The 19,576-nt window shown below is 47.7% G+C and carries 16 protein-coding genes; 7 read left to right on the top strand and 9 right to left on the bottom strand.

Annotated elements, in window-relative coordinates:
* Window positions 1-154 precede the first annotated feature (154 nt).
* From ACFQ45_RS08810 to ACFQ45_RS08800, 3 genes are all read left to right on the top strand, one after another.
* A complete protein-coding gene (locus ACFQ45_RS08810) occupies window positions 155-2,869 on the top strand; it encodes a M16 family metallopeptidase (protein WP_377366756.1) in 2,715 nt (904 codons plus the stop codon).
* Between the two features lie 163 nt (window positions 2,870-3,032).
* A complete protein-coding gene (locus tag ACFQ45_RS08805) occupies window positions 3,033-5,735 on the top strand; it encodes a M16 family metallopeptidase (protein ID WP_377366755.1) in 2,703 nt (900 codons plus the stop codon).
* 95 nt (window positions 5,736-5,830) lie between these two features.
* The gene (locus ACFQ45_RS08800; RefSeq protein WP_377366753.1) at window positions 5,831-5,986 is read left to right on the top strand and encodes a hypothetical protein; all 156 of its coding nucleotides are present in this window, start codon (window positions 5,831-5,833) and stop codon (window positions 5,984-5,986) included.
* Window positions 5,987-6,236: 250 nt separating this feature from the next.
* Here ACFQ45_RS08800 and ACFQ45_RS08795 read toward each other — a convergent pair whose 3' ends face one another.
* From ACFQ45_RS08795 to ACFQ45_RS08770, 6 genes are all read right to left on the bottom strand, one after another.
* Window positions 6,237-6,860, bottom strand: a complete 624-nt coding sequence (locus ACFQ45_RS08795) for a ubiquinone biosynthesis accessory factor UbiJ (protein ID WP_377366751.1) — start codon at window positions 6,858-6,860, stop codon at window positions 6,237-6,239.
* An 18-nt stretch (window positions 6,861-6,878) separates the two neighbouring features.
* Window positions 6,879-7,256: a gamma-butyrobetaine hydroxylase-like domain-containing protein gene (locus ACFQ45_RS08790; RefSeq protein WP_377366749.1), complete on the bottom strand. Its 378-nt coding sequence runs from the start codon at window positions 7,254-7,256 to the stop codon at window positions 6,879-6,881.
* A gap of 23 nt (window positions 7,257-7,279) precedes the next feature.
* Entirely contained in the window at window positions 7,280-8,602 is a 1,323-nt protein-coding gene (gene hslU, locus ACFQ45_RS08785) for an ATP-dependent protease ATPase subunit HslU (protein ID WP_452600452.1), read from the bottom strand.
* Between the two features lie 34 nt (window positions 8,603-8,636).
* Window positions 8,637-9,188: an ATP-dependent protease subunit HslV gene (hslV, locus tag ACFQ45_RS08780; protein WP_377366747.1), complete on the bottom strand. Its 552-nt coding sequence runs from the start codon at window positions 9,186-9,188 to the stop codon at window positions 8,637-8,639.
* A gap of 89 nt (window positions 9,189-9,277) precedes the next feature.
* The gene (locus tag ACFQ45_RS08775) at window positions 9,278-9,907 is read right to left on the bottom strand and encodes an SPOR domain-containing protein (RefSeq protein ID WP_377366745.1); all 630 of its coding nucleotides are present in this window, start codon (window positions 9,905-9,907) and stop codon (window positions 9,278-9,280) included.
* A gap of 44 nt (window positions 9,908-9,951) precedes the next feature.
* On the bottom strand, window positions 9,952-12,192 hold the full coding sequence (locus ACFQ45_RS08770; protein WP_377366743.1) for a primosomal protein N': 2,241 nt from the start codon (window positions 12,190-12,192) through the stop codon (window positions 9,952-9,954).
* A 265-nt stretch (window positions 12,193-12,457) separates the two neighbouring features.
* On the opposite strand from ACFQ45_RS08770, the gene rpmE reads away from it, so the two are divergent.
* The 3 genes from rpmE (at window position 12,458) to ACFQ45_RS08755 (ending at window position 14,863) form a co-directional block, all read left to right on the top strand.
* Window positions 12,458-12,673, top strand: a complete 216-nt coding sequence (gene rpmE / locus ACFQ45_RS08765; protein WP_377366741.1) for a 50S ribosomal protein L31 — start codon at window positions 12,458-12,460, stop codon at window positions 12,671-12,673.
* 16 nt (window positions 12,674-12,689) lie between these two features.
* The gene (locus tag ACFQ45_RS08760; RefSeq protein WP_377366739.1) at window positions 12,690-13,472 is read left to right on the top strand and encodes a thermonuclease family protein; all 783 of its coding nucleotides are present in this window, start codon (window positions 12,690-12,692) and stop codon (window positions 13,470-13,472) included.
* 122 nt (window positions 13,473-13,594) lie between these two features.
* The gene (locus ACFQ45_RS08755) at window positions 13,595-14,863 is read left to right on the top strand and encodes a malic enzyme-like NAD(P)-binding protein (RefSeq protein ID WP_377366737.1); all 1,269 of its coding nucleotides are present in this window, start codon (window positions 13,595-13,597) and stop codon (window positions 14,861-14,863) included.
* A gap of 69 nt (window positions 14,864-14,932) precedes the next feature.
* On the opposite strand, the gene ACFQ45_RS08750 is transcribed toward ACFQ45_RS08755, so the two are convergent.
* From ACFQ45_RS08750 to ACFQ45_RS08740, 3 genes are all read right to left on the bottom strand, one after another.
* Window positions 14,933-15,166 carry a hypothetical protein gene (locus ACFQ45_RS08750; RefSeq protein WP_377366735.1) on the bottom strand — a complete coding sequence of 78 codons (234 nt, stop codon included), beginning with the start codon at window positions 15,164-15,166 and terminating at the stop codon, window positions 14,933-14,935.
* Window positions 15,167-15,368: 202 nt separating this feature from the next.
* Window positions 15,369-16,424, bottom strand: coding sequence for an OmpA family protein (locus tag ACFQ45_RS08745; protein WP_377366734.1), 1,056 nt, complete (start codon window positions 16,422-16,424; stop codon window positions 15,369-15,371).
* Window positions 16,425-16,855: 431 nt separating this feature from the next.
* Window positions 16,856-17,932, bottom strand: coding sequence for a hypothetical protein (locus ACFQ45_RS08740; RefSeq protein ID WP_377366732.1), 1,077 nt, complete (start codon window positions 17,930-17,932; stop codon window positions 16,856-16,858).
* A 269-nt stretch (window positions 17,933-18,201) separates the two neighbouring features.
* On the opposite strand from ACFQ45_RS08740, the gene ACFQ45_RS08735 reads away from it, so the two are divergent.
* Entirely contained in the window at window positions 18,202-19,572 is a 1,371-nt protein-coding gene (locus tag ACFQ45_RS08735; protein ID WP_377366730.1) for a DUF4856 domain-containing protein, read from the top strand.
* Window positions 19,573-19,576 lie beyond the last annotated feature (4 nt).

Raw genomic sequence — 19,576 nt, 5'->3', positions numbered from 1 at the left:
TTCTTTTCGTCCTGTTCAAATATCCCAATATTAGTGCCACGTTTGCTGTGATTCTAGAGGCACTTAGGCTCCAGTCTATCGATGATAGAGAAACATCATAAGGACGTTGGGTTAAACCGGGATTGGTTTATTCGTTAATCTAAAGGAGGCATGGATGCTTCGCTATTTGGTTCTTGTTTTAGCGGTCTTTCTCTCAGTGCAGGTAAAGGCTTCCCCGCAATTCGTTAAGAGCTTGCATAATATCGATGAATATCGGTTAAACAACGGCTTGACGATTCTCTTAGCCCCTGATGAAAGCAAACAAATTATTCATCTTGATTTGGTCTATCTCTCAGGCAGTTTGTCCGATCCTGAGGCGCTGCCAGGTCTGGCGCATTTTCATGAGCATATGATGTTCAAAGGGACACAAAAGCGTACCAAAGAGGAGCTTTTACAGGGACTACAAGAGCGGGGTATTCAGTTTAATGCCTCCACCAGCTATGACCGAGTGCGCTATACGGCCACCCTCAGCTCGAATTATCAGTCCCTTGATTACCTACTAGAGCTTGAAGCCGAACGTATGGCGATGCCGAACTTTACGGAGTCAGATCTCGCCTCTGAATTAGAGGTCGTACGTCAAGAAATTGCCCAATCAGAAAATGACGCCTCGACCATATTATTCAAAAAAATGATGGAGGCAGCCTGGGGAAATAAGCTTTATGGACGATCTGTTATTGGCGAATATGAGGCCTTGAGGTCAGTGACGCCTGAAGATATGCAGGCGTTCCATCGCCATTATTATCGCCCTGACAATGCGGTACTTGTGCTCACAGGTGGTTTTGAAAAGCACAGAGTGCTGGAGTCGATAGCCCGCCACTTTGCAGCCATTGAACGCCCTAAGGCTAGCATCCCTGTGGTGGAGTACGTCCCTGCCAATGAGCAAGGCAGTACTTTCGAAGTCCATCAGGGGGACTATGACATTTTAAACATCAGCTTTGAGTTACCGCCTGCGAAAGGAGAGCGCTTTGCGTCTTTGGCACTCATTGGCGACTTATTGGCAGGGGAGCCCCATGGGCGCCTATATCAGTCCCAAGTCATGGAAGGTATGGCTCTGACTGTCTATGCTGCGCCTATGCCTTTTAAGTGGGGCGGGCAATTTATGATGGGGGCCATGCCGTATCCTGATCAGTCTCGTCAAACCGTACAGGAAGACCTTCTTGAGCAGTTTACCCAGCTGCTCACCACTCCGGTGTCACAGCAAGAGCTAGAGCGGGTGCAAACCAATCGCCAAGCCTTGATAAAAGCTGTTTTCACAGAGCCTGCGAGTTTGTCGGATATGTTGGCAGAGACAGTTCCTTTTGGGGATTGGGAAGCGTCCATGCGCCTCGAAGAGGTGATTCAAAATTTAACGCCGGAAGACCTGCAACGTCACTATTTTTCCCTTTTCGCTGGGAAACAACCCATCGTGGGTCATCTTTTTCCTCAGCAGGGGGGCTCGTCCCCAGCTCTCGTAATGGCTCCGAGCCAAACCGAACTGGAGGTCAACGACTTTGAGCCTGAGGTGGATGAAAATACACCTGTTGAACCGTTTGATGTGGCGGTACTGGAGACAAAGGCGCAGGAAGTAGAGCGCACGATACAACGGGATCAATTACACAACGGCATGAAAGTAGCGCTACGTCCCATGCCAGATAGCAAAGATTTAGTCCGCGGCAGGATGAATCTGCGTTTTGGTACTTTAGAGAGTATGGAAGGTACTCAGGCGGTGCGTGATATCACATCTATGTTGTTGATCCGTGGGACGCAAGATCACACTTATCAAGAAGTGGTGGATAAGCTAAATCGTTTAGAGAGCAGTTTAGAGATGACCTCTCAAGGGTCTCGGCTGGTAGTGGATTTTGCGAGTCCGGCGCAAAACCTTGATGAACTGCTGGAATTGATAGCAGAGGTTTTAAAAGAACCGGCCTTCCCTGAGAGAGAGTTTGAGTTTATCAAACGTCAGCAAGTGCAGCTCTGGCAACGCCCCATTACTCATCCATCGGAACTCGCTGTAAATGCTCTCTTGCAATATAGCCAGCAAGATTATAGCACTTATGACCCCCGTCGTAATTTGCCTCCCAGTGACTATTTAGCTTTGCTAGAGCCCCTAACGTTGGAAGAGGTTAAGAATTTTTATCAGTCCTCCTATGGCGCTCAGTATGGGGAAGTGGCACTCACAGGTAACTTTGATCCTGAGCACTTAAAGGGCACCCTGAATACCTTGTTTGGCAGTTGGATGAGTCAGTCGGAGTATGAGCCAATCGTCAGCTCGCACCAAGAACTGGAGCCAGTGCGCAAGGTGATTAAAGGCGGAGAGACGGCCGGATACTATATCAGCCGAGTGAATTTCCCCATGTCTACTCAAGACTCAGAGTACCCAGCGGTACAGATAATGGAAGACATTCTAGGCCACAACCCTTTGTCCTCACGACTGGCCCATAGGATTCGTCAACAAGAGCAACTGGCATACGGCGTGCGTAGTAGCTTACGGGTTCCTTATACTGGAGATCAGGCCTACATCAATGTTTATGGGGACTTTCCTATCGGGCAGGGGGGGCGCTATGCAGACACGGTCAAAGCAGAAATGGATCGATTGACCCGAGCAGGGGTGTCCCAGAGAGAGTTGGATCTGGCCAAGAATAGTTTGCTCAGCCGTCGTCAAAAATCCATTGAAACAGAGCAGGGGGTGGTGAATTTAATGGCAAGACAATTGTATTACGGAACCACTACAGAGAATTGGACTCGCCACAATGAAAAATTGGTTAAGGTGACCCTAGGGGATGTGAAACAAGCCGCCCTAAAATACTTAAACTCGGAGCAGCTCGTGGAAATCATCGTGGACCCTAGTTAACCAAGCCACTCGTAACAAGATCCCCTCTAATCAAACAGCTTAGCTTTGACTGGGCTGTTTGTTTAAAAATCCCTGTACGGGTCATGGCAAATGGTGTCTGGAGTTGTTGGCTTAAACTGAAATAGTTTTTGTTCATCTAAAGGAGGCATGGATGCTTCGGTATATGACTTTTATCTTATTCGCTTTTATCTCTGTACAGGTGAAAGCTTCCCCTCAATTCGTTAAAAGCTTACATCATATCGATGAATATCGATTAGATAACGGCCTAACGATTATTTTGGCTCCGGATAATAGCCAGCAACTCATTCATTTTGATCTAGTGTACCTGTCTGGGAGCTTATATGACCCAGACGATGCTCCAGGTCTAGCGCATCTTCATGAACATATGATGTTCAAGGGAACGCAAAAGCGCACCACAGCGGAGCTGTCAGAAGGGATAGTTGAGCAGGGTATTTATTTTAATGCCAGCACCAGTTTTGATCGCGTACGCTATACAGCAGAGCTAAGTTCGGATTACAAAAAACTCGACTTTTTATTAAAACTTGAAGCGGAACGGATGTCTGTGCCGCACTTTTCTAAGCCAGAATTAATCTCTGAATTGGAAATAGTGCGTCAAGAAATGGCCCATGCCGACAACGATCCATTGACTGTTTTAGTCAGAGAAATGCTGGCGGCCGCCTGGGGAGATAAGCTCTATGGGCGTGATGTGATTGGGGAATACGAAGCACTGAAATCGGTGACAGTAGAGGATATGAATGCGTTTCATCGACTGCACTATCGACCTGATAACGCAGTGATGATACTGACTGGTGGCTTTGAAAAGCCTAGAGTACTTGAGTTGATTGATCGTCATTTCTCTGGGATAAAAAACCCTAAAGACATTGTTCCTAGTATCGACTATATACCAGCAAAAAATGTGGCTACCTCGTTCGAACTGAATCAAGGGGATTTTGACTCTTTGACTATCAACTTTGAGTTACCTCCTTTTGGGGATGAGCGTTTTGCCTCTTTAGCTTTGATTGAAGACCTGCTAGCAGGAGAACCCCATGGGCGCCTCTATCAAACTCTTGTGATGGAAGGTAGCGCCCTCGCTGCCTATGCTCACCCTATGACGTTTGCATGGGGTGGTCAGTTTATAATGGGTGCTGTCCTTTATTCTGAGCAGTCTCGACAAGCTGTAGAAGAAGACCTTTTGGCGCAGTTCTCTGAATTACTTACTTCCCCAGTATCACAGGAGGCGTTAGAGCGCGCAAAAACCAACTATCGCACTTCACTTAATGCTGTTTTAAGAGACTCTTCGAATCTCTCTGACATGCTCGCGGAAATGGTTCCGTTAGGTGATTGGAGCGAAGGATTTCTTATAGAAGAACGGATTCAACAACTGACCCCAGAGGAAGTGCAGCGTCATTATGCTTCTTTGTTTTCTGACAAAAAACCAATTGTAGGGAAGCTCTTGGCTAAACAAGGTAACACCTCTCCGGAACGTGTAATGGTCCCAGGCCAAACAGAAATGGAAGCCAATGAATTTGAGCCTGAGGTGGATGAAAATACACCCGTTGAACCATTTGATGTGGCGGTACTGGAGACAAAGGCGCAGGAATTAGAGCGCACGATACAGCGGGATCAATTACACAACGGCATGAAGGTAGCACTGCGTTCCATGCCAGATAGCAAAGATTTGGTTCAAGGTAGGATGAACCTGCGTTTTGGCACTCTAGAGAGTATGGAAGGCACTCAGGCGGTGCACGATATCACATCTATGTTGTTGCTCCGCGGGACGCAAGATCACACTTATCAGGAAGTGGTGGATAAATTAAATCGTTTAGAGAGCCGTCTCACGATGACCTCTCAAGGTTCTCGGCTAGCAGTGGATTTTGCAGGGCCAGCGCAAAACCTTGATGAACTGCTGGAATTGATAGCAGAGGTTTTAAAAGAACCGGTCTTTCCTGAGAGAGAGTTTGAGTTTATCAAACGTCAGCAAGTGCAGCTCTGGAAACGCCCCATTAATCATCCATCGGAACTCGCCGCAAATGCTCTATTGCAATATATCCAGCAAGATTATGCCACTTATGACCCCCGTCGTAATTTGGCCCCCAGTGACTATCTAGCTTTGCTTGAGCCCCTAACATTAGAAGAGGTTAAGAATTTCTATCAGTCTTTCTATGGCGCACAGTATGGGGAAGTGGCACTCACGGGTAACTTTGACCCTGAACACATAAAGGACATTCTTAATACCTTGTTCGGCAGTTGGATGAGTCAGTCGGAGTATCAGCCAATCGTCAGCTCGCATCAAGAACTGGAACCAGTACGTAAGGTGATCAAAGGCGGTGAAGCGGCCGGATACTATATCAGCCGGGTGAATTTCCCCATGTCTACCCAAGACTCAAATTACCCAGCGGTACAGATAATGGAGAACATATTAGGAAGCAACCCTTTGTCATCAAGACTTTTCAATAGAATTCGTGAGGAAAGGCAATTGTCTTACGGGGTTGGCAGTTATTTGTATATTCTCCGTCATGGGGACCAGGCGTATATCGATGTCTATGGTGACTTTCCCATCGGGCAAGGTACGCATTATGCAGACACGATCAAAGCTGAAATGGATCGTCTGGCACGATTAGGCGTATCCCAGAGAGAGTTGGATCTGGCCAAGAATAGCTTGCTCAGCCGTCGTCAAAAATCCATTGAAACAGAGCAGGGGGTGCTGAATTTAATGGCAAGACAATTGTATTACGGAACCACTACAGAGAATTGGACTCGCCACAATGAAAAATTGGCTAAGGTGACCCTAGGGGATGTGAAACAAGCCGCCCTAAAATACTTAAACTCGGATCAACTCGTGGAAGTCATAGTAGACCCTAGTTAACCAAGCCATTCGCAACAAGATCTTCATACACAAACAGCCCCGCTTTGACTGGTCTGTTTTTTAATGAAGATATAGGTTTTATCTTGGGGGTTACCTTGAAGATTGAAGTAAGTGTTTTTTTAAAAGCAGTTTTAAAAACTCTATTAAGAATTGTTATAGGAGGGGTTGTTGGAGGGGTGTTAGTAAGTTTCGTTATAGATTTTTTAGGCTTTTTAGGTTTTTATGAAATTTTTGATAGATGGGTGAGATAAATGAGAGAGCTTGATATAGCTGAATTAGGATGTGTTACCTCGTTAATCACGGTTCCTGTATGATGGCTGTAGGTGGTGAGATAAAGCCTCTAGTTCAAAAATAAAAACGCTATATCATAATTTTTGAGGTTAGATATGTTTTTAATAATAGAATATGGAAGAGAAGCTATTTTCCTGACTTAGTGGCTCTCAGTAAGTCGCAGACGCTTCTTCTAAACTAAGAGCACTTGCTTTGTCTAGCTTGAAGAAATCAGTGGCGCTTGCGTTCTACCTGTTTTAACTTGGCTTCAAAACGCTCGAGCTGCATGCCTAAACGCTCAGCCTCATCCACAAAATGGTCAAATTCAATTTTGCTTGGCAGTAGGTCGCTGTTGGACTGTAGGTAGTTGACGAGATGTATGCGGGCGTTGGTGCTGATCTCTTTGGTAACAGACCATTGCTTGCGCAGTAGGCGTGCCAAGCTGGCCGCAGGTAAGTCGCCAATATGATCCGCAAGGATGCCTTCCCAATCTAATTCAAAGTTTTGCATTACCTTGTGAAGTGTCATCAGAGCTTGGGCATTACCTCGGATGCGCAGGTCGCCATCAAAGAAGCCATCCCCTTCCAGTAGCTTGCGGTAAGCACTGCTTGGACCTTTTACATGGGTGTCCAGTTTGGCGTCGAGCTCTTCTTCGTCCATATGATCCGGGCGATCAAGCATAATCCCTTCGTCCAAGACATGGATTTTCAGGATCAAGTTAAAGTCATCCACTTCCAGAAAAATACGTTGCCCAGCCAGCTTGGTGAGTTGGCGTTGGGACGGTTCATCTTGTTTAAGGGCATAGTTGACCGCGGTTTCGATGGCACCTAGGGCCGCTAAACTTATGGATGACATAGTGTGTCCTGTTGCTGGTTAGACTTGATGTATTTGAATCACAGAAGTGTCGCGGCTTTGGCCTTCTCGTGCAAGCCGATCAAGGTACATTTGCCATAACTCATCGTGGTTTTTACCAAGGTTATAAAGGTAATCCCAGCTGTAGAGGCCAGTGTCGTGACCGTCATCGAAGGTGATTTTAAGGGCGTAATTGCCTGCGCCTTCGATGTTTAGAATGGTGACATGGCGCTTGCCGTGTTGCAGAATCGGCATTTGTGCTCCGTGTCCACGAACTTCAGCGGAAGGGGAGTGAACACGCAGATACTCGGCACTAAGGCGGTACGCGGAACCATCGGCAAAAGCCAACTCCAGTTCACGGGATTGCTTGTGGTAGTGAATTTTAGTTGGCGTTGCCATGGTGCGTCTCTGCTAACGTTAGGTTAAAGGATGTATTGGCTTAGGTCTTCGTTTTCAGCCACTTCGCCTAGTTGCTCATCCACGTAGGCTGCAGTGATGTCCACTTGCTGACCGTCTGGCATGTCACTAGCGGAGTAGGACACTTCCTCTAGTAAGCGCTCAAGCACTGTGTGTAAGCGGCGAGCACCGATGTTTTCTGTGCGCTCGTTTACTTGGCAGGCAATCTCCGCAATACGGGTGATACCTTCATCTGTGAAGTTTAGGTTAATGTTCTCTGTCTTCGCCAACGCCACGTATTGCTTGGTCAAGGACGCGCTAGGCTCTGTTAGGATCTGTTTGAAGTCTTCAACCGTTAGGGCGTTCAACTCCACACGAATCGGTAAACGACCTTGCAACTCAGGGATTAGGTCCGAAGGTTTAGACAGGTGGAATGCACCAGATGCGATAAACAAGATGTGATCGGTGCGGATCATGCCGTACTTGGTGTTGACGGTGCAGCCTTCGATCAGAGGTAATAGATCTCGTTGTACCCCTTCGCGAGACACTTCGCCACTGGAGCGATCACCACTTTTAGCAACCTTATCGATCTCGTCTAGGAAGACAATACCGTGTTGCTCAACTGCTTCTACGGCTCGGGCTTTGAGTTCGTCTTCGTTTACTAGTTTGGCTGCTTCTTCGTCGCGTACTTGGCGCAGGGCTTCTTTGACGGTCAGCTTGCGCTTTTTCTTACGGTCGCCGCCCATGTTAGAAAACAGGCTCTGCAGTTGGCTGGTCATTTCTTCCATGCCCGGTGGGGTCATGATCTCTACGCCAGCCGGGGAGTCGGACACTTCGATGTCGATTTCTTTGTCGTCTAGCTGGCCTTCTCGCAACTTCTTACGGAAGCTTTGGCGAGTGCTATTGCTCGCTGAATCTTCTTCAAAGCCACGAGCAGGGGGCAGCAGTGCATCTAGGATGCGGTCTTCTGCGGCGTCTTCTGCCTTGTGCTTCATGCGCTCGGTTTCTTGCTCGCGGAACATCTTGATAGAGATTTCTACAAGGTCGCGAATGATCGAATCCACGTCACGACCCACATAGCCCACTTCGGTGAACTTAGTGGCTTCGATCTTGATGAATGGTGCGTTAGAAAGTTTCGCTAGGCGGCGTGCGATTTCAGTTTTACCGACACCAGTGGGGCCGATCATGAGGATGTTCTTTGGTGTCACTTCCGCACGCATGTCGTCTGGCAGCTGCATACGACGCCAGCGGTTACGCAGGGCGATGGCCACTGCGCGTTTGGCGCTTTGTTGGCCGACAATGTGTTGGTCTAAGGCGTTGACGGTTTCTCTGGGAGTCATGTTGCTCATAATGCCATCTCTTAAATCTTGTCCGGTTAACAGGCTAGGCGGTTTTGTCTTCAAGCTGAGGATCAATGGTAATGGTTTCGATCGTCAGGTTGTGGTTGGTGAAGACACAAATATCAGCCGCAATGTTTAAACTCTTTTCAACAATGTCTTTTGCACTCAGGTCGGTGTTGTCGATCAGGGCGCGTGCTGCCGCTTCGGCGTAGTTGCCACCGGAGCCAATGGCCAGTGCACCGTGCTGTGGTTCAACCACATCGCCAGTCCCTGTGATGATGAGAGTGCTGTCTTTGTTGGCAACAATCAGCATGGCTTCCAGTTTGCGTAGGGCTTTATCGGAGCGCCAGTCTTTTGCTAAATCTACGGCTGCTCGGACCAGGTGACCTTGGTGTTTTTCAAGCTGACCTTCAAAACGTTCAAACAGGGTAAAAGCGTCGGCTGTGCCGCCAGCAAAGCCTGCCACCACTTCGCCACGGTAAAGTCGACGTACCTTGCGAGCATTGCCTTTCATGACAGTGTTGCCCAGTGAAACTTGTCCATCGCCGCCAACGACGACTTGGTTATCTTTGCGTACGGTTAGAATCGTAGTCATGGTTTACTCCAAATTCGATTACTAACCAAAATGGGGGTTCGATAAGGGATTTCAAGCGCTTGCCATGGGGATTGGAAGCGCTTGGCAGGTTATTGCTCTTTTTTTACTTTGTAGGTGTAGGACTCGATGCCCATATCCACCAGTTTGTCTTGGGCGCGGTTTTCTGCGGAGCGGGTTTCAAAAGGACCCACTACCACACGGTACCAAGGCTGACCATTGCTGCCAGTGGTTTCTCGAATGGAAGCTTCCAGACCAGAAAGTATCAGCTGGGCACGCAGTCGATCTGCGTCTTCATTGGAGCGGAAAGAGGCCGCTTGCACCATATAGTAAAAGTCTTGCTCCCCACGGGGCGTGTAGTGGTAGGCATCCACATGGCTGGTGTCTACTTCACTGTCTTGTAGCAGTTGGTAAAACTCAAAGGTATCCCTGCGGTTTTCTGCTGGCGCTTTGGTTGTTTCTTTTGTGGGCGCTGGTTTGGGTGCTGTGGGTTTGGGTTCAACCGGTTTTGGTTTAGGGGCCACTACCGGAGCGGAGGTGGCTTTTGGCGTTGGCTGAACCGATGAGATTTTCACCAACACGAAGACAAATGCTGCAACCAGAGCAGGCACAACTAACCACATCCACCAAGGTACACGGCGTTTTGGTGGGGGTGGAGCTTTACGAGTAGCGCCTTTACGAGGGCGGCTGCCTTTGGCGGCCATTAACATTAAATTTAACATCTTAAAATCATTGTGTGTTGGGTGCGCCCATTATGCGCAGAGAGTTAAAAAGTTTCCAGCGGATCCACGTCGATAGCAAAGCGAATCCTCTGATTTTTCGTGTTTTGTTCAAGCCATTGGGCGGCCATAGCGATACATTGATGTAATTGGGCGCGCTGGGAGCCTTTTATACACAGTAAAGCTCTGTGTTGACCTGCCTTGCGCACAATGATGGCGGCATAGGGGCCAATCATTTGCATGTCGCCTGATACCCCTACGGATAATTCATTACGTAATTGCATCAATAAGCCCATGGCTTGCTGTTCTTGGGCCGATTCTGCGCGAATAATGACCTGGTGACAAAACGGTGGCATTGAAAGCTGCTGACGTTCCCGTAATCCGTCCATAGCAAAGGCTTCATAACCCTGATTACATAGGCACTCGATGGCAGGGTGTTCGGGGTGATAGGTTTGAAGCAGCACATGGCCGCGTTTAGCCGCACGACCGGCACGACCAGACACTTGGGTGATCAATTGGGCGGTGCGTTCCATGCCACGAAAATCCGATGAAAAGAGTCCCACATCCGCGTCCATTATGACCACTAGGGTGACGTTGGGGAAGTGATGCCCTTTGGCTAACATTTGGGTGCCGACCAAGATGGCCTGATCGTGTTCGTGGATTTTTTGGGTGATCTGGGTCAGGGCTGATTTGCGTTGGGTACTGTCTCTGTCAATGCGCAAAATGGGCGTATTCTTAAAGAACTGATTCAATACACCTTCGACCTGTTCAGTGCCTTCCCCCACGGTAAACAGCTCCTCGCTGTGGCATTCAGGACAGGTATGGATCAGGGCTTTCTGGCTGTCACAATGGTGACAGTGGAGCTTGTTGGCGCGTTTATGGACGGTTAAGTTGGCGTCACAGTTGTCGCAATCCGCAATCCAGCCACATTGATGGCACATGAGTGTGGGGGCATAACCACGACGATTGAGAAACACCAGTACTTGCTCTTTGCGTTCAAGGGTCTGCTTCATGCGCTCCAGTGTTAATTCGCTGAACCCCTGTTGTAAGGATTGACCGCGCAGGTCGATACGTTCCATGACTGGGAGTTCGGCCTCACCGGCTCGTTGGCGCAGCTTTAGCCATGAAAAGCGCTTTTGTAGAGCATTTGCCAAGCTTTCGTAAGAAGGGGTCGCCGAGGCAAGTAATACAGGAATATTTAAGCCTTGGGCGCGTTTGATAGCCAAGTCTCGAGCATGGTAACGGAAGCCTTCGTGTTGCTTGTAGGAGGCGTCGTGCTCTTCATCAATGATGATTAACCCCAAATCTAATGTTGGGATGAAAACCGCTGAGCGAGTGCCGATGATGATCTTGGCATCGCCTTTTTCAACCATTAACCAAGCATCTAGGCGTTCCCTATCCGTCATGTTGGAGTGCATCAGCACTATATCCGTGTTGAAGCGGCTTTCAAAGCGGCGCAATGTTTGTGGTGTCAGGCCAATCTCGGGGACCATCACCAACACTTGCTTATCGTCTTTGAGCATGGCTTCTATGACACGTAAAAACACCTCGGTCTTACCACTGCCAGTAATACCATCCAGAAGGGCAACGCCGAACTCATCGCGCATAGCCAGTAGGGCTTTTGTGGCGGCAGCTTGCTCATTGTTGAGCGTCGGAGGTACTTGCTTTTGGTGAGCATGGGTCTCACGAGCTTGTTTAAAGGCCCGTTGTTCACTTCGAGCCAAGCCCTTTTTTTCTAAGGCTTTTGCTACCGAAGCATTCAATTCCAATATGGAAATTAAATGGGGGCTTAGACCGTGACTAGCATGTTGTTGTAAGGCTTCTAAAAACGCTTTTTGTTGTGTGGCACGTTTCAAAGACTCTAGCTCGGTGGCCAGACCTTCTGCTGTGGCAAACCACCAAGTTTCGCTTCGAAAGTCAGCGCTTTCACCTTTACGCAAGCTAGTGGGTAATGCGTGAAAAAAAACTTCCCCAATAGGGTGGTGATAATACCGTGCCGCCCATGCGCACAGGTCAAATAAAGCTTTATCGATAATAGGACTGTCGTCTAGCAAAGCTGTTAGGGATTTGATCTGTTGATCTGGGAAATCGCTCTGGTCGGAGGTCTCAATCACTAGCCCGACTGTCTGTCGGTTGCCGGAACCAAACGGCACTTTCACCCGCATTCCCGGGTAGATTTCATGGCGGTAGGCCAAGGCTTTGGGGATTTTATAGTCAAACGTTGCTCGTAGCGGCACATTGAGTGCCACTTTTACGTACGGCTGTTTGGTCAGTAACGTATCTTGCATTGAAAGACTAATACCTTGATTTTTCAGCGAAAAAATTAATGTCCACAGTATATAACGTAAGTGTACGTTACTCACTCAAGAAAATGTGAACTTTTCGTGGCCTCCCAGTCAGTGAAAATATCGTAAAAGGGGTTGCCGAATGGTGCTTTGCCCCCTAAAATACGCGGCTCTTGGTACCACTGTACAATTGATGTACAACGAATCGTGCGGTGCTTGGCAAAAGCGTTGACCAAGTGGCGGCACACCAACCTTAAGGTAAAAAACGATGCAAAAAGATATCCACCCAAACTACTCTAAAGTGACTGCAACTTGTACTTGCGGTAACACTCTTTCTCTTAATTCGACTCTAGGCAACGACCTACACATCGACGTATGTAGCCAGTGCCACCCGTTCTACACAGGTCAGCAAAAAATGCTTGATACTGGTGGTCGTGTTGATCGCTTTAAGAAGCGTTTCGGAGCTCGTCGTTCTACTAAGTAATTGGTGGATTGAACGCATGAGTATTTTAAAAAAGCGTCAAGCCCTCAGCTTGGCGCTTTTTTTATGCCTGCCAGCCTTGGGACAAGCCATGTGCTTGGCACAAGGCGATATCTTCCCAGGCACGGTGAGTCGTGTTGTAGATGGTGATACGGTACACCTAAAAGACGGACGCAAGATTCGTTTGATTGGCGTGAACACACCAGAGCTAGATCATCAGCATGGTAAGCATGAAGCCTTTGCTGTCGCAGCCAAAGAGCGTTTGATGGCATTGATTCCTGATAACGTCGTGTATTGGCAAGCTGCGCAGGAAGATGAAGACCATTATGGTCGCAAGTTGTATTATTTATTTACGAAAGATCGAGCCTCGATATCAAGTCAGTTACTATCGGACGGACTGGGGTATCGGATCGCGATACCCCCTAACCTGAAATATCAGGACTGCTTTGATCAAGCAGAGCAAGAAGCGCGCGTCGCGCAGCGAGGGGTATGGCAACATCCACCGTCATGGCAGCCACAAGCTGGCTTTACGGTAGCACGACCTATCATTACCTCTGTCACTCACAATCGAGGAGGCTGGTGGCTAGAAACCGAATGGGATCTGGTGATCAATTTGCCCCCTTCAGCAGAACATCTTTGGACCGAAAAAGAGGTATTTTTTCTCCAAGGAGAAGCTGTGGAAGTGCGTGGTTGGCAGTATCAACGTAAGAATCGTAAGAGCGATCGCTTCAAATCGAACGTTTTAACGGTGAAACATCCGTTAGACTTACGTAGAATTGACCCGTCGCAACGACGACACTGATAACTACTATTATAAAGGCCCTTATCAACCAAAGAGCGTTTACCGATCTGATTGTTGAACTAGGTGCCATATGCTGCATAAGCAACGAACAACACTAAATACTAAATAGACGGAATATAAAAATGGCAGAAGATTTAATGAAAGCCGCCCTTGAGTACCATGAGAAACCGGTACCAGGCAAATTAAACATCACGATCAGCAAGCCAACAGCGACTTCTCGCGATTTGTCATTGGCCTACAGCCCAGGCGTTGCTGAGCCATGCCGTGAGATTGCAAAAGATCCTGAAACCGCTTACCGCTACACAGGTAAAGGTAACCTAGTGGCAGTTATTTCTGACGGTTCTGCAGTACTTGGCCTAGGCAACATTGGTCCATTGGCATCTAAGCCAGTAATGGAAGGTAAAGGCGTACTGTTCAAGCGTTTCGCTGGCGTAAACTCTGTAGACGTTGAAGTAGAAGCAGAAAGCCCAGAAGCCTTCATTGACACTGTGGCACGCATCGCCAACACATACGGCGGCATCAACTTGGAAGATATTAAAGCGCCTGAGTGTTTTGAAATCGAACGTCAGTTGATCGAGCGTTGTTCTATTCCAGTATTCCACGATGACCAGCACGGTACAGCGATCGTAACGGCGGCAGGTCTTCTGAACGCTCTAGAGCTTCAAGGCAAAGCCATTGAAGAAGCGAAAATCGTTTGTTTAGGTGCCGGTGCCGCTGCGACAGCGTGTATGAACCTAATCATTGCCTGTGGCGCGAAACGCGAAAACATCTTTGTTCTTGACCGTAAGGGTGTGATTCACTCTGGTCGTGATGACCTAAACGAATACAAAGCAACATTTGCTATCGACACAGACGCTCGTAACCTTGACGACGCAATCGATGGCGCAGACGTATTCATCGGTGTATCTGGTCCAGATCTATTGACGGTTGATCAGCTAAACAAGATGGCGGCTAACCCTGTTGTCTTCGCTTGTTCAAACCCTGATCCTGAGATCAACCCAGAAGCGGCACTGGCTGCCCGCTCTGACTTGATCATGGCTACTGGTCGTTCTGACTACCCGAACCAAGTAAACAACGTACTGGGCTTCCCATTCATCTTCCGTGGCGCGTTAGATGTTCGAGCAACTAAGATCAACGAAGAGATGAAAGTGGCTGCGGTTCACGCGTTGAAAGATCTAGCGAAAGAGCCTGCTCCGCAGGACGTTATCAACGCATACGGCGGCGCTGCACTAGAGTTTGGCAAAGAGTACATTCTACCTAAGCCAATGGATGCACGTTTGCTTACAGAAGTCTCAGCAGCGGTAGCAAAAGCGGCTGTGGATTCTGGTGTGGCGTCTCTTCCATACCCAGACTTCTACCCACTTCAAGACCTAAGTCGTTTCGAAGCCTAATCAGCTCTTAATAAACAGGTATAAAAAAGGCGATGTGTTAAGCACATCGCCTTTTTTTATTTGTAGCAATTAGCAGCTGCCTTTTTTGCGGTGGCCTGGTGGGCAGAAGCCACCATTACCTGAAGAGCTGTGTGCATGATGGTCATTGTCTTTATCACCACGGCTGGCTTCAACGTCCACACCGGCGATCTCCCCAGCGACTTTATGAACTGAACATCCTGATAATAGTAATACGGAAACCATCATCGCACTCATGAGTGGCGTGCGTACCGTAAACAATCTAGGGGTGATAATTGATTTCATAGATCTCTCCTTTGTTGTAGAGCTAATCTAATGAAAAATATGACCTCAGGCTTCTGGTTTTACGCATTGTAGGCAGACTTTGCAAAAGCTAAACCTGAGCTAACGCTTTCATCACATACTAGGAACGTTACTGGTGAGCTACGAACAAAAAAAGCCAGAGCAGGAGCTCTGGCTTAAAGGAACCAACTGAGTGTGTATTGGTTTATCGAGCTGTCAACATTTCAAAGTCGTCTCGAGTGCCGAACACTACTGTCGTTACACGACGGTTTAGGGCACGGTTTTCTTGAGTTGTGTTAGCTACTAATGGGTTTTGCTCACCGTAACCGATTGTCTCAATGCGATCAGAGCTGATGCCAAAGTCTTCTACTAGAACGTCTGCAACAGACTTGGCGCGTTTTTCTGACAACTCAAGATTGTATTCAGGCTTACCTGTGCCATCTGAGTAACCTTGAATTTGAGCGATTTGATCAGGGTGAGCGTTCAAGTGAGCAGCGATCTCTTGGATCTCTGGGTAGCTTGATTGGCTAACGGCTGCTGAATCAAAAGCGAACTCAACATTGTATGGCAAGACCGTACGAGTTGGTTGTACTGGCTCTGGCTCAGGCTCAGGTTCGATTTGAGTTATGACTGGCTCAGGAGTGGGCTCTACCACTTCTTGAACTGGTTCTTCTTCAACTTGAGTGATCTCTGTGTCATTGGTGGCTACGACTTGTGTTGCGCTCTTGTCACTTCCACCAAAGGTCATTTGTAAGCCAAGTGTCGCCACTTGATCGGTGTAATCATCTTCTAGGTCTTCCAAAACACGGTAATCTGCACGAAGTGCTAGGTTGTTTGTCATGGCGTATTTAATACCACCACCCGCATTAAACTGGGTGTTGCCATCGCCATCTACGTTGTCACTGTAGTTTGTAGCGCCCAAACCTGCTGCCACATAAGGTGTGAAGTTAGATTCGTTGACGAAATGGTATAGACCGTCTAAGCGGTATTGATCAGCATCTACGTCTTGACCATTACTCAGCTCACTGTCTGCATTCAGGTAGTTAAACTCGATGGCCCATGGACTGTCGAATTGGTAACCCAATCCAATGCCGTAGGTGCTGTCATCGTTGATATTTCGATCACCATCAGTGTTGGTGTAGCCAATATTAGGCGTTACTGTGAAACCTGCTTGTGGCTGTGCTGCATGAGCAGCTGTAGCAACAGCTGTAGCGGCTAAGATGCTGCTGAACACGGCGTTTTTATTGAATAGCTTAGACATGTTTTCTCTCCTTAGTTGGAACGTGTCATTCAAGTTGAGATCAGCTTACCGCACTTTTTTTCAGCGTGTGTTGACACAAAAAATGTAGGAATTGTGGGGCTTGAGAGGTGTTTGGCGTTTGTTGACATGGCCTTTACAGAGGAGTGGTTTCTTACACAAAGCTCCTAGGGAAAAGGGCTGTTTAGGTAGGTAAAGCAGGGGTGGTGATTACACCACTTTTGCACAAGAAATTTTTACAGAGACAATTGTGAGCTAACTTTGCAGAGAAATACCCATCCTAGGCAGCGTCGCTGCGTCTTTTCCTTAAGATTGGCTATGCGTCTTTACAATTGTGTCATGAGATAAGAAGGTGGATTGACGGTCCAAACCTGTTGGGATGGAGAAAATTGAGAAAAAAGGCATCGAAGTAACCGATGCCTTGCCTAAATAATCTAGTAATGTATCTCTGGCTCCGCTTCTGGTAGATGTGCCACGGCTTTGAGGACGGTTAAAAAGGCTTCTACCGACTCGATAGACGCTGACTCATGCATGGTGTGATACCCAGTGGTCGGAATTTGAATCGTGGTGCCATCCACTAAGCCATTGGAGGCGGCGATGATGCGACCAAGCTCCGTACTGCCCAGAGAATGGGGTGTTTGCCCTTTGGCAATCAGCTTCTCATTTTGTGCTTCTACATAGTGATCTTTATAAAGGAATGATAAGCCACGTTCTAGGCATAAATTTTGTAGAAGCGCCGTGCTGTCAGCATTGAAACTGGCGTTGGCGTCCTTTTCACGCAGTACCAGTAATTGTTCGTTGGCCGCTTCTTCGTCAGGGAAGGGGCTGGTATCCACCACAAATAGACGGTTTGTGGTGCCACCAAAGCGGCGGAACCATTCCAACAGGTAGCGCCAGCTTTTACCGGACTCTTCTTGAGCGGTGAAAAATGCGGTGCCTTTAAAACCTAGGCTAAATAGGTGTACCAGGGCTGCGGCGGTGATGACGTTATCCAACTGTCCTTCAAGACGGCCATTGCGTGTCGTGAGACTGTCCTCAAAAGCCACTGGAGTTCCAGCATCGACCGCTTCTAGTCCACTCACTTCAAAAATAAGGTTGTTACGGAATTCACAAATATAGCCGTTTTCGATTACCCCTTTACAACGATACACCCCAGACCAAGGCTCATAAGCATAGACACGCTCTTGGTTGAAGCGCTCGGTGACCTTATTCATAAGCTGTTCGGACACTGAGTTATTGAGTAAGTCGGTGCGGTTTGCGGAGACAAACGCCGCATACTGAAATTCATTGGGGCCGGTACAGACTAAACCATGGCGATCAATGTGAGCAGAAAACATGGCGCTGAAAGGGTTCGTCCCTTGGGCAACGAGTACGCCTTCGTACCATGTTACCTTTGCTCCGCGCTCTTCTAACTCACGTTGTAATACGCGAAAGAAAGAGTGTTCCGCACCCACTACGGATGGCGCGCGAATGAGGCGTTTAAGTAGATCTGTAAATTCTGGATTTAGCATGTTGCAAGTTCCCGCTCAGAGGGCGTCAAAGAGAGTTTGATATTAGTTTTTTTTAGCGTTAAGGAAAGCTTTTTATGGGCTAGTCGGCCTATAAAATGAATGTTTTTTCACGATGTATGTGTGATTCAAAAGGTTATAAGGAGTTAGGTAATAACCTAATACTAAAATCAATATTGATAATGGTTATTAAGATTGATAACTTTCATATTAGCAAAACCTAATGTAGTTGATTTGGTCAACCGTTTTTAAAACCTACTAAGGACAATAATATGAAAAAAACGATTGTGAGTATGTTAGTAGCCTGTTCTGCCAGTGCGATGGCAGCGCAACCTTATGAATTTGGTATCACTCTTAAGGGGTATGACGGCTCCGAGACGAGTTCGGTCTCTTATGGGGGGCAGATTGCACGTCATGCGCTACATAATAGTCTTAAAAAGGCTGTCTCCAGTGGCGATACTGAGCAAATGCAGCATTACCTAAAAGGTGGCGTAAGTGACTTGGCAATTCTCGACCCAGCGTCTAAAGAAGGTTTTGCCATCAAACAATCCACAATCGATGAGTTGTCCTCTGGTAAAGATTTACTCTCTAGTGCTTATGATGGCGTAATCACGGGTTGGCCGGGCAATCCAACGGGTCAAGAGCTGTTGGAGCAGCTTGTGGCTGCTGCGAGTCAAAGCAAAAACGGATATGACCCTGTTAATGGCTACGACTACACACAATTGGTGTCTAAGTTTGCCATGGGGGCTGTGTTTTACAACAAAGCTGTGAACCATTATCTAGAAGAGAAGCTAGAAGCAGACCAACACCCTAACAATGCGCCTTACAAAGATGGCACTGCCTACACAGGTAAAGAACATGTTTGGGACGAAGCGTTTGGTTACTTTGGAGCCCCTGCTAATGGTCTATCTTTGACAGCGAAAGAAGTGGTGCAAATCACTAAGCGAGATCCAAGTGTGTTTGCTAAAGCGGATGCAAATGGTGATGGCGTTGTGGATTTGAAATCTGAGATGGCATACGCCCATGCTTACTATGCTGCAGGGACCGATGCGAGTGCTGGCACAAATTACTTCCATACCATTATGCAAGCCTTTGTGGATGGTCGTCAGTTAATCAGTGATGCCAAAGGCGAAGCCCTGACGGATGCGCAACGTGCAGAATTAAAAGCCTATGCCGCGACAATTGCTACCGCTTGGCAGCAGGTGATTGCTGAAGCAGCCTTCAAATATGCTGGTAGCGTCTATGAGGACCTAGAGAAAATTGCCATCATTGAAGAAGCCCATGGGGACGTCACTAAAGCCTACCGTAACTATGTGAAGCATTGGGGTGAGTTAAAAGGCTTCGCCTTAGCGCTAGAAGCAGCAGGCCGTGACCTAGGTAAAACACAATCGGACTTAGACCGTTTGATTGGCTTTAGCCCAGTGGTATTCGGTGGTGCTCAAGTGGTTGCATTGGATGGTAAAGGCGGCTTTATTCAAAGCAATGTCGGCACCATGCAAGAATACAAACTGAACATGCTTAAGGTTCAAAACTTACTGGCACAAAGCTTTGCTTTGGAAGGTAAGCAGAAAGATAAAACTGGCGGCATGAGTAACGTGCTTAAACAGTTGAACTCTGCGTCTCACAGCGCTGAAAACGACTAAATCA

This window comes from Rhodanobacter aciditrophus (assembly GCF_042679525.1).
Taxonomy (GTDB): Bacteria; Pseudomonadota; Gammaproteobacteria; order Pseudomonadales; family Marinomonadaceae; genus Marinomonas; species Marinomonas aciditrophus.
The sequence above is the reverse complement of the archived record's forward strand: the minus strand, read 5'-3'. Positions and strand labels throughout refer to the sequence as shown.